This window comes from Rhodoferax ferrireducens (assembly GCF_031458075.1).
Taxonomy (GTDB): Bacteria; Pseudomonadota; Gammaproteobacteria; order Burkholderiales; family Burkholderiaceae_C; genus Rhodoferax_B; species Rhodoferax_B ferrireducens_A.
The window spans coordinates 952,412-965,621 of sequence record NZ_JAVDXT010000001.1; the positions used below are offsets into that span (position 1 = coordinate 952,412).

At 66.4% G+C, this 13,210-nt stretch carries 9 protein-coding genes; 3 read left to right on the forward strand and 6 right to left on the reverse strand.

Annotation, left to right across the window (positions count from 1 at the left end):
• Window positions 1-6 precede the first annotated feature (6 nt).
• Entirely contained in the window at window positions 7-651 is a 645-nt protein-coding gene (locus J2X19_RS04485) for an ABC transporter permease (protein WP_092759044.1), read from the forward strand.
• On the forward strand, window positions 648-1,592 hold the full coding sequence (locus J2X19_RS04490; RefSeq protein ID WP_310371025.1) for an ABC transporter ATP-binding protein: 945 nt from the start codon (window positions 648-650) through the stop codon (window positions 1,590-1,592). The genes J2X19_RS04485 and J2X19_RS04490 overlap by 4 nt, the downstream gene beginning before the upstream one ends.
• Before the next feature lie 55 nt (window positions 1,593-1,647).
• On the opposite strand, the gene J2X19_RS04495 is transcribed toward J2X19_RS04490, so the two are convergent.
• From J2X19_RS04495 to J2X19_RS04520, 6 genes are all read right to left on the reverse strand, one after another.
• Entirely contained in the window at window positions 1,648-1,866 is a 219-nt protein-coding gene (locus tag J2X19_RS04495) for a CsbD family protein (protein WP_116604578.1), read from the reverse strand.
• A 41-nt stretch (window positions 1,867-1,907) separates the two neighbouring features.
• Window positions 1,908-2,228: a BON domain-containing protein gene (locus J2X19_RS04500; protein ID WP_116604577.1), complete on the reverse strand. Its 321-nt coding sequence runs from the start codon at window positions 2,226-2,228 to the stop codon at window positions 1,908-1,910.
• Between the two features lie 79 nt (window positions 2,229-2,307).
• Entirely contained in the window at window positions 2,308-2,820 is a 513-nt protein-coding gene (locus J2X19_RS04505) for a ferritin-like domain-containing protein (protein ID WP_310372635.1), read from the reverse strand.
• Window positions 2,821-3,017: 197 nt separating this feature from the next.
• Complete coding sequence (locus tag J2X19_RS04510) at window positions 3,018-3,593, reverse strand: DUF1003 domain-containing protein (RefSeq protein ID WP_310371030.1); 576 nt, start codon at window positions 3,591-3,593, stop codon at window positions 3,018-3,020.
• The gene (locus J2X19_RS04515) at window positions 3,577-11,928 is read right to left on the reverse strand and encodes a glycoside hydrolase family 94 protein (protein WP_310371032.1); all 8,352 of its coding nucleotides are present in this window, start codon (window positions 11,926-11,928) and stop codon (window positions 3,577-3,579) included. The genes J2X19_RS04510 and J2X19_RS04515 overlap by 17 nt, the downstream gene beginning before the upstream one ends.
• Before the next feature lie 3 nt (window positions 11,929-11,931).
• On the reverse strand, window positions 11,932-12,186 hold the full coding sequence (locus tag J2X19_RS04520) for a hypothetical protein (RefSeq protein ID WP_116604573.1): 255 nt from the start codon (window positions 12,184-12,186) through the stop codon (window positions 11,932-11,934).
• A gap of 285 nt (window positions 12,187-12,471) precedes the next feature.
• On the opposite strand from J2X19_RS04520, the gene J2X19_RS04525 reads away from it, so the two are divergent.
• Window positions 12,472-13,209 (forward strand): Crp/Fnr family transcriptional regulator, encoded by a 738-nt coding sequence (locus J2X19_RS04525; protein ID WP_310371035.1) that lies wholly within the window; start codon window positions 12,472-12,474, stop codon window positions 13,207-13,209.
• The last annotated feature ends 1 nt before the right edge of the window (window position 13,210 follow it).

The following is a 13,210-nucleotide window of genomic DNA, read 5'->3' on the forward strand; positions in this document are numbered from 1 at the left end:
ATGCCCATGCTTGCCGATACCTGGAACTACCTGCTCGCCCACCCCGCCCAGTTCTCCCGGGCGCTGTGGGTGCACATCACGCTGTCGGCCTCGGCCCTGTTCCTGGCCGCCGCCATCAGCATTCCCGCCGGGATTGCGGTGGCGCGGCGCAGCAACTGGTCGCTGGCGGTGGTGAACATCGCCAATGTGGCGCGCACCCTGCCTTCGCTGGCGGTGCTGGCGCTGGTCATGCCGCTGCTGGGCACCGGCTTTGCGCCGGCCTTGTTTGCGTTGACCCTGATCGCCTTGCCGCCCATCGTCACGCACACCATCACTGCCATGCGCGGCGTGGATGCGGATGTGGTGGACGCTGCCATCGGTATGGGCATGACGCGCTCTGCCTTGCTGTGGCAGGTGGAGTTGCCAATGGCGCTGCCGGTGATCTTTGCGGGCCTGCGCACGGGCGCGGTACAGGTGATCTCGGGTGCGGTGCTGGCGGCTTTCATCGGCGGCGGTGGGCTGGGCGACTTCATTACCGCCGGCGTTGCCATGATGGCGGTGCCGCAGCTGCTGGTGGGCGCGGTGCCGGTGGCCTTGCTGGCGCTGGCCAGCGACTTTCTTTTTGGCGCCTTGCAGCGCCGCATGACTCCCCAAGGGCTTCGCGCACCATGATCACACTTGAAAGCCTTACCAAGCAATTCAGCAGCGGGCAGTACGCGGTAGACCGCTTGTCCCTGACCGTGCAGACCGGCGAGATCTGTGTGCTGATCGGTCCCTCGGGCTGTGGCAAGACCACCACCATGCGCATGGTCAACCGCATGGTCGAGCCCGACAGCGGCCACATCGAAGTCGGCGGCCGCGACGTGATGCAGATCGACGCGGTGGAATTGCGCCGCTCCATCGGCTATGTGATCCAGCAGGTCGGTCTGTTTCCGCACATGACGATTGGCGAGAACGTGGCCACGGTGCCGAAAATGCTGGGTTGGGATGCAGCGCGGATTGCCAAGCGGGTGGACGAGCTGCTGGCCTTGGTACACATGGAGCCCGGCCAGTACCGCAACCGTTATCCGCGCGAGCTGTCGGGCGGTCAGAAGCAGCGTGTCGGCGTGGCCCGCGCGCTGGCGGCCGACCCGCCGGTAATGCTGATGGACGAGCCGTTTGGCGCCATCGATCCGATCACCCGCGCGAGTCTGCAAGACGAGTTCTTGCGCATCCTGCGCGAGCTGGGCAAGACCATTGTGTTCGTGACCCACGACATCGACGAAGCCATACGCATGGGCACCCGCATTGCCATCCTGCGCGCTGGCAAGGTGGTGCAGTACGACACACCTGAGCGCATCCTGGCGCAACCCGCCGATGCCTTTGTGCAGGCCTTTGTTGGCGGCGACCGCTCTTTGAAGCGGCTGTCGCTGTTGACCGTGGGAGCCTACACCCAAGCCGGAGCGGCAACTGCCGAAGCTCCGACTTTGCTGGCCAGCACGCCGTTGCGCGATGCGCTGTCGGCCATGCTGGATGCGGGCACGGGCGATGCCCACGTGGCCGATGCCCACGGCGCGCCGCAGGGCCGGGTGACCCTGGATGCCATCCGCCAGGCAGCGCGCATCGCACGTTGAAATGCCCCGCGCATCGTGTGATGGGCGGGGCATTGGGGGCTAGGCGAAGCAGGTTTTATTTGAACCAGGTGTCGTCTTTGGATTTCTTTTCCCAGTCGGACAGCTGTTTTTCAGCTTCGTCTTTGGCAATACCGTAGCGCTCCTGGATCTTGCCTGCGAGCTGGTCGCGCTTTCCGGCGATGACGTCGAGGTCATCATCGGTCAGCTTGCCCCACTGCTCTTTGACTTTACCTGTGGCTTGTTTCCAGTTGCCTTGGATAGTGTCCCAGTTCATGCAAATCTCCTTTACTTGCGGTTGAAAATCAGATGTCCGGTTTAAGGACGGATAGAGATTTCGTTCTTCACAGCCTTCACGCCCTTGACGTTGCGGGCAATGCTTTCGGCCGTGCTCTTTTCGCGCAGGCTCTTGGCAAAGCCGGACAGCATCACGGTGCCGTTCAGGGTTTCCACGCTGATGGCCGATGCGTCGACTTCCTTGTTGTCGACAAAGCGGGCCTTCACGCTGGTGGTGATGGCGGTGTCGTCCACATAGGCGCCTACGGTTTCCTGGCCGCGGGTGACGGCACAGCCGGTGATGGTCAGCAGTGCTACAGCGGTAACGGTTGCGGCGAGGGTGTTGCGGATAGTCAGTTTCATTTTTAGCTCCAGTTGGTAAGAAAAAAGGGTGAATCAATAGATGGTGATAGGCCCCACCATCCATGGGCGAAACGCGGGGTCAGGCTACGAGCCAGTCCTTGAGCTCGTCGGCATGCTCTTGCTCGTCGCTCAAGATGTCTTCCAGCAACCGGCGGGTGGTCGAATCCTTGTCGCCGATCAATATGATCATCTGGCTATAGGCTTCGATGGCGACGCGTTCTGCCACCAGATTGGCCTTGATCATCTCTTTCAGATCTTTCGAATCGTCGTAAGCCGCATGGCTGCGCTTGGTCAGCGAGTCGGGTGAGAAATCCGGTTCACCGCCCAGTTGCACAATGCGCTGGGCCAGCCGGTCGGCATGCGCCGACTCTTCATTGGCATGGACCAAGAATTCTTCGGCAATGCCGGCAGAGGCCACGCCATCGGCGGTGTAGTAATGGCGCTTGTAGCGCAGCACGCAGACCAGCTCGGTGGCCAGTGAGTCGTTCAGCAGCTTGATGATGTCTTCGCGCCAGGGGCCGGAACTCGGCGTCACAGCGCCCTTGTCCAGGCTGCGGCGGGCGGCACCCAGGGCCGCTTCATTCAATACCATGCGTTCGCCTTCAGCGGTAGGCAGTTGCGTGACGTTATTGCTTGTGTTGTTAGCGACCATCGGGGTTCCTTGGTTATCCGGTTCAACTGCTGCGTGGGTGCAACAAACCGATGACTGAACTTTAAAACCGAGGGCTCTGGGAAGGCATCGGCATCCGCCGCTACGGCGTGTAGGAGGATGCCGCGCGCCTCTGTGGGCTAAGGCTGAGCCGGAGTGGACGGTGCCGCCGTGTTCTTGTCGATCAGGTGGGCCAGCAGATCCAGTTGCTGCTTCTGGATTTGCAGTAGCTCGGTCCATTGGTTCTCGCGCAGTTGGTCCAGCTTTTCATGCAACAGCATGATCTCCAGCTCGGCCTTGAGATTGACCTCGTAGTCGTGCTCGGCGTTCAACCGGTCTTTCTTCGCCTGCCGGTTCTGCGACATCAGGATGATCGGCGCCTGCACCGATGCCAGCATCGACAGGAACAGGTTCAGCAGGATGAAGGGGTAGGGGTCAAACACCGCGTCAAAGCGCACCAGCAACAGCGTATTCAAGACGACCCAGACCACCAGGACGGCGGCGAATATCAGGATGAAGGTCCATGAGCCGCCAAAGCGCGCCACCGCATCAGCGGCCTTGGCGCCCCTCGAGGTGTCGATGTCCTGGTCGGAGGCCATATTGCGCGCAATGTGCTTGCGCCCAGCCAGGTGGCGCGCCACCTTCTGGGTGCGTTCATCCATTGCGTCGTAGCGCAGGCCCAGCAGTTTTTCGGCCGTATCAGTCGGTTTTTTCATGGGAGTAATCGGTCAGAGGAACCACGAAACAGGTTTGCGCAGGCAGCTCCGACCAAGCCAATGGCTGGCCCGGTAGCAGCAGTTGGGCCTGGGCCGAAGCACCCTGGGCCAGCGCCGCGTCGGCATTGCCGCGGACCAGGATGAAGCGCATGCTGCGCTCGCCGCGGCGCAATGTCAGCTCGGCCTGTGGCCAATGCGATGGCAGGCACGGTGTGAAGCTCAGCGTGTGGGCGCCTTGTTGCAGGCCGAAGATCGACTCGACGGCCGCCCGGTGCATCCAGGCCGCAGAGCCGGTGTACCAGCTCCAGCCGCCCCGTCCTACATATGGCGGCTGGGTGTAGACATCGCCGGCCATCACATAGGGCTCGATGCCGTAGACCGCTGCCTGCGCGGGGGTGTTGGCCCGGTGCGCCGGGTTCAGGTAGGTGAAGTAGCGGTAGGCGGTGTCGGCCGCTGCGCTGGAGTCGGGCTGCTGCTTGGCAAACTCGGCCTGTGCCATCAATGCCCACACGCCGGCGTGCGAATACTGGCCGCCGTTTTCGCGTACACCCGGCGGGTAGGCCTGGATGTAGCCGGCACTGGGCACGGCTTGGGCCAGTGGTGGGTCCAGCAGCTTGATGAGTCCGGCCTCAGGGTCGACCAGATGTTCTTCCACCGCCGCCAGCGCCATGCGCTGCGAGGCCACTGGCGCGGTCTTGGACAGCACGGCCCAGGCCTGGGCGATCAGGTCGATCTTGGCCTCGGGGTTGGCATGCGAGCCCAGCGCCTGGCCATCGTCAAAGAAGGCGCGTTTGAACCACTGGCCATCCCAGGCGGGGCCTATCAATGCCTGTTTCCAGCCCTCGGCGGCCTGCTCCCAGGCCTGGGCGCGTGCGTTGTCGCCGCGGGCCCGGGCCAGCGGCGCAAAGTCGTCCACCAGCTGGCAGATGAACCAGCCCAGCCAGACCGATTCGCCGCGCCCTTCGATGCCCACGCGGTTCATGCCGTCGTTCCAGTCGCCGCTGCCCATCAAGGGCAGGCCGTGTATGCCCACGGCCAGGCTGCGGTCTATGGTGCGGGCTGCATGCTCGTAGACCGAGGCGATTTCGGCGCTGGTGCCCGGGGTGTAGTAAGCATCCTCTGCCCCGGCGGGAATGGCCGCGCCTTCCAGAAAGGGTACGGGTTCATCCAGCAAGCTGGTGTCGCCCGTGCTGCGCACATAGTGCGCGCAGGCATGCGGCAGCCACAGCAGGTCGTCCGAGAAATGGGTGCGCACGCCCGCACCGGTAGGCGCGTGCCACCAGTGCTGCACATCGCCCTCGGCAAACTGCCGCGAGGCGCAGACGATGATCTGCTGGCGCAGCATGTCGGGTGCGGCCCAGGCCAGCGCCATGGAATCCTGCAGCTGGTCGCGGAAGCCGGTGGCGCCGCCGGCCTGGTAGAAGCCGGCTTTGGCCCACAGGCGGCAGGCCACGGTCTGGTACATCAGCCAATGGTTGACCATGGCGTCGAACAGCGGGTCGGGCGTTTGCACACTGGTAGCGCCAAGCAACTGGGTCCAGCGCTGGTGCACCGTTTCCAGCCGCTTGCTGGCGGGCAGGGTGGTGGTCTCGGCCAGCAGGCGCGCGGCCAGCAAGGGGTTGTCGGCATAGCCCAGCAGGAACACCCGCTCGGCGGTATCGCCCGCGGCCAGGTTCATCTGCGTCGAGATGGCCGCGCAGGGGTCGAGCCCGGCGCCGCTGGTATGGCCAAAGTGGTCGGGTACCACCAGCCGGCCGCGGGCGTCAAAGCACTCGCGGCGGTCGCAGGTCCAGTCGTCGCTGGTCTGGGTCAGGGCCAAAAAGGCCGTGCCTTCGCCAAAGCCGGCCGAGCGCTCGCGCTGGGTGCAGAGCAAGGCCGTGAAGCGGTCCTGCTGCAGCGCAGCGGTCTGCACGCTGCTGCGGTCGCTGCGGTTGGCGCCCATCATCCATTCGGCCATGCCGATGACGCGCAGCTGCAGGTTCCTGTGGCCGCGGTTGATGATGTACAGCCGCACCTGCTTGACCGCCGTGTCGGCGTCCACGCACCAGGTGGCGCTGACGTCGACATCGCCGCGCCGGTGCCGGATGCTGGTGCTGCCCTGGCTGTGCGATACGTGGTACTGGGCGAGCGGATCGCCCCAGGCATTCGGGGCCACGCTCCAGACGTCCAGCGTCTTGCAGTCCTGCAGCAAAAACCATTCCGACGGCGTGTCGCCCACCGGGTCGTTGGACCATGCGGTGAGCTGGTTCATCCGGCTGTTGCGCCCCCAGCTGTAGCCGCCACCGGCTTCGGTGATGTGTGCACCAAAGCCGGGGTTGGCCAGTACATTGGTCCAGGGCCGGGTGGTGCGCAGCTGCGGACTGACGTTGAAGCGGAATTCGCCGTTCGGCTGGAACAGGCCCACAGGTGCGGGCACGGGGCCACTGGGCCGGGGCAGCAGCGGCACATCCTGGGTGGACAGGCTGTGCCGCGTCTCTTGCGCCTGTTCGTGCAGCGCCGTCCAGGCCTGCACATGGTGTGACAGCGGCCGCCCATCGGCCTGCAGGCGGACCCGGGCCTGGGCATGCAAGGTGCTGAGTTCATCCGGCGACAGCTCTTCGACCCGCAGCAGGTACATGGTGGTGGGCACGGATTCGGGGCCGCGTTCGGACAGATGGCGGTCGCGCAGGATGCCGACCTCGCGCTGTACAGACATCAGGTACGAGGCCGGTTCGGAATTGATCACCACCAGGTCGCAGCCCACGCCGCCCCAGGACCACTGGCGCAGCCCCTGGGCCAAGGCCCGCAGCAGGCCCATGCCTTCCATGGCGCCGATGCTGACCAGCAGGATAGGCCGATCGCCCGAGATGCCGAAACGCCACAGCAGCCGCTTGTCGCTGACCGCCGCGGTCTGGGTCTGCGGGCGGCTCAGGCTCAGCACCAGGGCGCTGGTCAGCGTCTGGATGGCGGCAAAGTTTTCCGGGTTCAGGCCGACCGTCCGCAGGCGGATGCCGGTCAGCGTGGCCGACATCAGGGAGGCCCGTTTGACGTGGCTGGGCTGGCGGTATTTGTCGATCACCGCCTGCAGGGTGGCGTCGTGGTTGGAGGCGGCGGTGGCGAAGGTCAGCCAGGCCTTGCCCTGCGGCGGAATCAGTAGCTTGACCGCCATGGCGCAGACCGGGTCCAGGCCGGTGTCCAGCGGCGTACCGGGCTCGGGCAGGGCGTTGAAGGATGCCAGCGGCTGGCTGCTGGTCTGGTTGCGGCCCAGCCAGAGCTGGCGGTCGGTTTGGATGCGCACCCCTTGCACCTGCGGGCCGGTATCGACCAGGAAGTGCGCCGCCTGCATGCCTTGCTCGGTGGGCAGGCGCGGTTTGCGCTCGAACACCAGGGCCTGGTCTTCGGCCTGCCAGGTGGCGCGCACGAACAGGTTGGTGAAGGCCGGATGGGCTTCGTCAGCCCGCGGGTCAGACAAGGTCACTTCGAAGGCCGAAATCAGTTCGATCTCCAGCGGCTGATCGCCCATATTGCGCAGCTCCACCTTGCGGAACTCGATGTCGTCCTCGGGGCTGACCCAGACCGTGGTGTGCACCTGTACCGACGGCCATTCGGCGTCGAAGCAGACCCGGTCGGCGTGGTAGGTGCTGTGGTAGTGGGCCGCCGGATCGGGTGCCGGGTGCTGGGTGGTCGACACCAGCTGTGGCTGCTGGGCCCAGCGCAGGTAGAAGAAGCTGCCAAAGGCGTCGCGCAGCGCGTCGTCGCGCCAGCGGGTGATGCCGGTATTGCCCCAGCGGCTCCAGCCGGCGCCGTTGGCGCGCAAGGCCACGTGGTAGCGCCCGTTGGACAGCAGATGCGTGGGCTCCACGGCGGTGCCGCCGGGCACCACGTCGCGCAGCAAACCGGGAGCGCGCTGTTGCATGCTCTGCGGTGGCGGGCCCACCGGGGGCGCGCTGAGCACCGACACCTCGCGCGGTGCGCGCTCGTGCAGCAACGAAGCCACGGCTTCGATGTAGGCATTCGCCATCCCCCAGCGTTGGGCCGGGCCATCGAGCAGCACATTGGCCAGCGCCACCAGGCTCATGCCCTGGTGGTGTGCCATATAGGTTTCCACCGGTGTGAACGCGTCGCCGTCGGCCTGCCGTGCCGGGGTGAAGTCCAGCGCCTCGATGAAGCCGTAGCGGCCGTAGGCTTCGAATTTCTCTAATGCTATAAAGTTTGTAGCTGCTAGCGCAGGTGATACCTGCGTTGCAAGCCCGGTGGCATAGGGGGCGATGACCAGCTCGTCGGCCGGCGTGCGGCGCAGCGCCAGCCGCGGTACGCCTTGCGGTGCGTACTGGTAGGCCAGCGTGTGGTCTTGCCCGGCGTACGCCGATTCAGAGATACCCCAGGGCACCTTGTGGGCCTTGGCGTAGTCCATCTGCTCCTGTAGTGCGGCCCGGCAGGCCTGTTGCAGCACGCTGCCCGGCGGCTCGACCAGCACCAGGGTCGGCATCAGGTATTCGAACATCGAGCCCGACCAGGAGCGCAGGCCCGCATCCGCGCCTGTGGCAAAGAACGGACGCCCCAGCGAGGCCCAGTGGCGCACCGGCACATCGCCCTTGGCAATGGCCAGCAGGCTGGTCAGGCGCGACTCGGAGGCCAGCAGGTCGTAGAAGCCCGCGTCCAGCTGCTGCTCGGCCACCCGGTAGCCGATGTGCAGCAGATGTCGCTTGCGGTGGTAGAGGAAGCGGAAGTCGGCTTCCCAGGCCAGGGCTTCGAAAGCCTGTGCCAGGCTGAGCAGACGCTGCGCCGTAGCGGCGGTCATCCGCGCAGCCTGGGCCTGGGTATCCAGTGCAGCCGAGCGCCGGGTGGCGCGCAGATCGGCCAGCCGCCAGCGCAGCTGGGCCCGCTGCTCGGGGGGCAGGCTGCTGCGGGCTGCCAGCAACGGTGTCAGGCGCTCGCGGGCATTGCGGGTGGCGCGGCGCGCGGCCGTGGTGTTGTAGGGCGCGGCGGCCAGTTCCTGGCAGGCCTGGGCGGCCGCCAGCAGATGGCCGCAGAGGTTGCCGCTGTCCACCGTGGAGACATACAGCGGCAGTAGCGGCGCGCAGGTTTCGGTGTCGTACCAGTTGTAGAAGTGGCCGCGATGGCGCTGCATACGGCCCAGCGTGGCCAAGGTGGCCTCCAGGCGGGTCAGCAGGTCTTGCGTGCCGATCCAGCCAAACTGCCGGGCGCAGGCCACGCTCAGCAGGTACAGGCCGATATTGGTCGGTGAGGTGCGGTGCGCCACGATGTCGTAGGGCTGCACCTGCAGATTGTCCGGCGGCAGGTAGTTGTCCTGCGGTGAAATGCAGCGCTCGAACCAGCGCCAAGTGTCGCGCGCAACTCCTTCCAGCAGCGCCAGCTTATCGGCCGGCACTGCATGGCCTTCATGGGCCCGGTGCGTGCGGCTGGCCCACCAGGTCCAGACCGGCGACGCGGCCCACAGCAGGCACAGCACGCTGGCCAGCACCGGGTGCGGTGTGCCCAGGTAGAGCAGGGCCGCCAGCAGCAGCAAGCCCACCACCGGCAGGCTCCAGTGCGCGCGCAGCAGGGCTGGCAGATGGGTCTTGGCCTGGGCCTGGGCGGCGGCGGCTGTGGTCCATTCCAGCAGGTGCCGGTGGCTGACCAGCATGCGGTACAGCGCCCGCGTCACCGCATCCACCGCCGACAGCGCCTGCACCAGCAGCTGCGCCAGATGCCAGAGCCCGGCCCACAGCGTGCGCGCCATGTCGGCCCCGGCCTGGCGGTAGAAGTGGCGCTTGGCCAGGTCGTCGCGGCTGGGCGAAAAGCCCGCCACCGCGCCCATCAGCGGACCGGCAGAAAACGCCGCCAGCACCAGCACCAGCGCGGCCCAGGGCGACAGCACGCTGCTGCACAGGCTGAACACCAGCAAGGCCAGCGACATCGGCGCCACCAGCGAACGGCGCAGATTGTCGAACATTTTCCAGCGGTTGATGGCGCGCAGCGGATAGCGGCCGGGGCGCAGCAGAATGGGCAGCAGCTGCCAGTCGCCCCGGGTCCAGCGGTGCACCCGGGAGGCCGCCACATCGGCGTGGAACGGTGCGTCTTCGATCACCGTGATGTCGGTCACCGCGGCGCAGCGCGCCAGCGAGCCTTCGAGCAGATCGTGGCTCAGCACCTGGCCTTCGGGCAGCTGGCCCGACAGCACGGCGTGCATGGCCTGCACGTTCAGCAGGCCCTTGCCGGTGAACGTGCCTTCGGAAAACAAGTCCTGGTAGACCTCGGAACTGGCGGCGCTGTAGGGGTCGATGCCGCACTGGCCGGCAAACAGCCAGTGGTACAGCGTGACCTCTTTGCGCGCGGGCAGCGGGGTCGCCACATGCGGCTGCAGGATGCCATAGCCGCGCACCACGCGGCGGCCGCTGGCGTCCAGCTGCGGCTGGTTGTGCGGGTGGGCGGCCACGCCGACCAGCTCGCGCAGCCGGCCGGGGGGCAGCTGGGTGTCGCTGTCCAAGGTAACGATGTAGGGCGTGGGCGTGGCGATGCGCGAGTTTTCACCCAGGTCCAGAAAGGCGGTGTGTTCGCCCGTGGCCAGGGCCTGGATCAGCTGTTCCAGCTTGCCGCGTTTGCGCTCCCAGCCGATCCAGCGCTGCTCGGTATCGCTGAAGGTCCGCGCCCGGTGCAGCAGGATGAAGCGCTGTGGCAGCCCTGGGCCGCTGGGGTAGCGCAGGTTGAGCGCGTCGATCTGCGCGCTGGCCGTGGCCAGCAGTGCGTCGTCGCCGGGCATGTGCTGGCTGTCCGCATCGCCCCAGTCGCTGAGCACGGCGAACTGGGCGTTGGGCTCGGGGTTCGCAATATGGTGCAGGTGCAGCCGGTGCGCGAGCGCCTGGGTGGAGGCGCTGTCGGTCAGCATGGCCGGCACTACCACCAGCACGCGGTGTGCGGGCGGTATGCCGTCCAGCAGGCCCAGGCGAGGCAGATGCTGGGGGCGCACCGACTCGCTGATGAGCCGGTTGATGACCGCCACCACCGCCTCGGAGGCGGGAAACAGCATCAGCGCGGCGGCCAGCCAGAGCACAGGCCCGGCCGCGGTGTGGTGCGGCAACATCCAGGCCACCAGGCCTATGCTGCCGAACAGCAGTGCGCCCAGGTAGACCGGCAGCGCGGCGCGGCGCTTGCGGGCCCGCCACAGCAGCAACAAGGGGTTTTCATGCAGGCCCAGGGCATGGACCAGCGCCGGCCGGCCAGGGCCGCGCAGCCAGTGGCTGGCCACGCCGTGTTCGCCGGCATTGGCTTGCATCAGGCCGAGCAGGGTTTGTGCCACCGCGGCTTCGCTGTGGCCGCTGCGCCGGGCCAGGCGTTCGATGCCGTGCAGGGTTTGGTCGCGGGTGCTCGGGTGTTCGGCTTCGAATACCGAGGAGGTCAGCATGTGCTGCATCAGCACACTGGTACGGGCCACCATGTCGGGCCAGTCGGCGTCGCCGATCGCGCGCAGCGATTTCACGGCATTGCTCACGCTCAGGTTGTCGGCCGCCTGGTCGGCGTTTTGCTGGGTTTGGGCGGCGGCAAAGTCGGGCAGGGCGGCCTGCATCCAGGCGGTGTAGCGTGCATCCACCTGCAGGCGGCTGTCCTGCAGACGCAGCGCCATGCGGGTCAGGAACATGCGGCCCACGCCGCGCTGGTTCATCAGGGCCAGCAGCTGGTCCAGCGATTCCAGGCTGTAGTCGCTCAGCTTGTCGCAGCAGAGATTGGCCACCTCGCGGGCGGCCTTGTTGGTAGCCACGCGCTCGGCCAGGCGGCGCAGGTTTTCCACCAGCAGCACGCGCAAGGTGGTGGGCAGCGCCCAGAGTTCTGCCAGGTTGAGCTCGCGGGTTTCCTGGTAGGCGCTGAGAAACTGCTCCAGCAAGGGCTCCGAAAAAGCGCCATCGGTATGCGCCACAAAAGCCCAGGCAATGCCGTAGACCCGCGGCAGGCCGGCCAGCGGCTCGTCCAGCAGCACCGGCAGGGCGCGGAAATAGCTGCGCGGCAGCCCGGCATGGATTTCTTCCAGCTGGGCTTCGATCAGGTGGAAGTTGTCCAGCAGCCATTCGGCTGCCGGGCTGACGTCGTAGCCAGTGGCGGCCTGCAGGCCGATATAGCGGTGGGCTTCGCGCAGCGTGGCGATATTGCTGCGCAGATGCGGGAAGAAGCGGGCTGCACCGATGGTGGGCCGGGCCGCACGGTGGGTTTCACCCAGGCTGCGGCCATGTTGCGCAAAGCGCTGCAGGCCGAAGATCTCGGACCGAATGGGGGGCTGTACCGGGCCGCGGGCACCGTCCAGAATCTCGCGCAGGGCCTGGGGGGCGCGGGGAACCAGGTGCAGCAGCTCGGATGTAGCCATCCTTTACAGCGCCAGCAGTCCGGCGCCAATCACCAGGGTCGCCAATGCCAGGGTGGTGACAAAGCGGGTGGCCACAAAGCGGTGCAGGATTTCGCCCACATATTGCAGGTAGGTCAGGCGGCGGTTCGCACCTTGGCACAGGCTCAGATGGTCGCTCAGCGCCGCCAGCTCCATGGGAGAGGTCTCCGTGGCATCGCCAAACGACGATGTGCTCCAGTTGGGAGCGGCAAAGGCAGTTGGAATAATGGGGTTGCGCATCGGGTTTTCTCCTGCCGCACGGCTAAAGCCGAGTTATGAATAAAGGATTACAGGGGGCCGGCCGAAGCAGTAACCCCGTGTAAGCATCCTAGGTCGGGAGGGCGCTTAAGTCTGTCGGACAGGGCGCCGCTCGCGGGGTAGGACGGCGGCTATTCAGATCTAAGTGGCCATCGGGCAGGCCTATCACTGTAGGACAGGTCCGGCAGTCGAAACGGGTCGCCGCCGATACCGGGTGGGGCGCCCAGCGCCGACCATAAGGAGTACCCAACACACCAAGAGAACCGTATGCACATCCCGACCCGCCTTAGCCCAGATCCACAGCAAAACCACTTGCTGGCGGCCTTGTCTGCTGCCGACCTGGCGCGTTGGGAGCCCTACCTGGAGCCGGTTGATCTCAGCCTGGGCCAGGTGCTGTGCGAGGCTGGCCAGGCGCCCGTCTATGCGGTGTTCCCGACCACGGCCATCGTCTCCCTGGTGTACGGAACCGAGGAGGGGGCGTCGTCCGAAATCGCCGTGGTGGGTAACGAGGGCGTGGTGGGCATTTCGCTGTTCATGGGCGGAGGTGCCACGCCGAACCAGGCGGTGGTGCAAAGCGCCGGCGAGGGCTACCGGCTGCGCGCCTCGTGGATCAAGAGCGCCATGCTGCAAGGCGGCCCGGTACTGCAGATGCTGCTGCGCTACACCCAGTCGCTGATGGCGCAGATGGCCCAGACGGCGGTGTGCAACCGTTACCACTCCATCGACCAGCAGCTGTGCCGCCGCCTGTTGCTGGGGCTGGACCGGGTGGCGTCCGACGAACTGGACATGACGCAGGAGCTGGCCGCCAGCCTGCTGGGGGTGCGCCGCGAGGGCGTGACCTGCGCGGCCCACAAGCTGCAGCTGGCCGGCGTGATCCGCTACCAGCGCGGCCACATCATGGTGCTAGACCGTGCACAGCTGGAAAAACGCAGCTGCGAGTGCTACGCGGTCACCAAAAAAGAGCACGACCGGCTGCTGCCTGCGCCTCTGGCCCTGGCTGCCTGAG

Excerpts from the sequence above, each read along its gene's own strand:
- J2X19_RS04510 (WP_310371030.1), bottom strand. The coding sequence starts at position 3,593 with ATGAAAAAACCGACTGATACGGCCGAAAAACTGCTGGGCCTGCGCTAC.
- J2X19_RS04525 (WP_310371035.1), top strand. The coding sequence starts at position 12,472 with ATGCACATCCCGACCCGCCTTAGCCCAGATCCACAGCAAAACCACTTG.
- J2X19_RS04485 (WP_092759044.1), top strand. The coding sequence starts at position 7 with ATGCTTGCCGATACCTGGAACTACCTGCTCGCCCACCCCGCCCAGTTC.
- J2X19_RS04505 (WP_310372635.1), bottom strand. The coding sequence starts at position 2,820 with ATGGTATTGAATGAAGCGGCCCTGGGTGCCGCCCGCCGCAGCCTGGAC.
- J2X19_RS04490 (WP_310371025.1), top strand. The coding sequence starts at position 648 with ATGATCACACTTGAAAGCCTTACCAAGCAATTCAGCAGCGGGCAGTAC.
- J2X19_RS04500 (WP_116604577.1), bottom strand. The coding sequence starts at position 2,228 with ATGAAACTGACTATCCGCAACACCCTCGCCGCAACCGTTACCGCTGTA.
- J2X19_RS04495 (WP_116604578.1), bottom strand. The coding sequence starts at position 1,866 with ATGAACTGGGACACTATCCAAGGCAACTGGAAACAAGCCACAGGTAAA.
- J2X19_RS04520 (WP_116604573.1), bottom strand. The coding sequence starts at position 12,186 with ATGCGCAACCCCATTATTCCAACTGCCTTTGCCGCTCCCAACTGGAGC.
- J2X19_RS04515 (WP_310371032.1), bottom strand. The coding sequence starts at position 11,928 with ATGGCTACATCCGAGCTGCTGCACCTGGTTCCCCGCGCCCCCCAGGCC.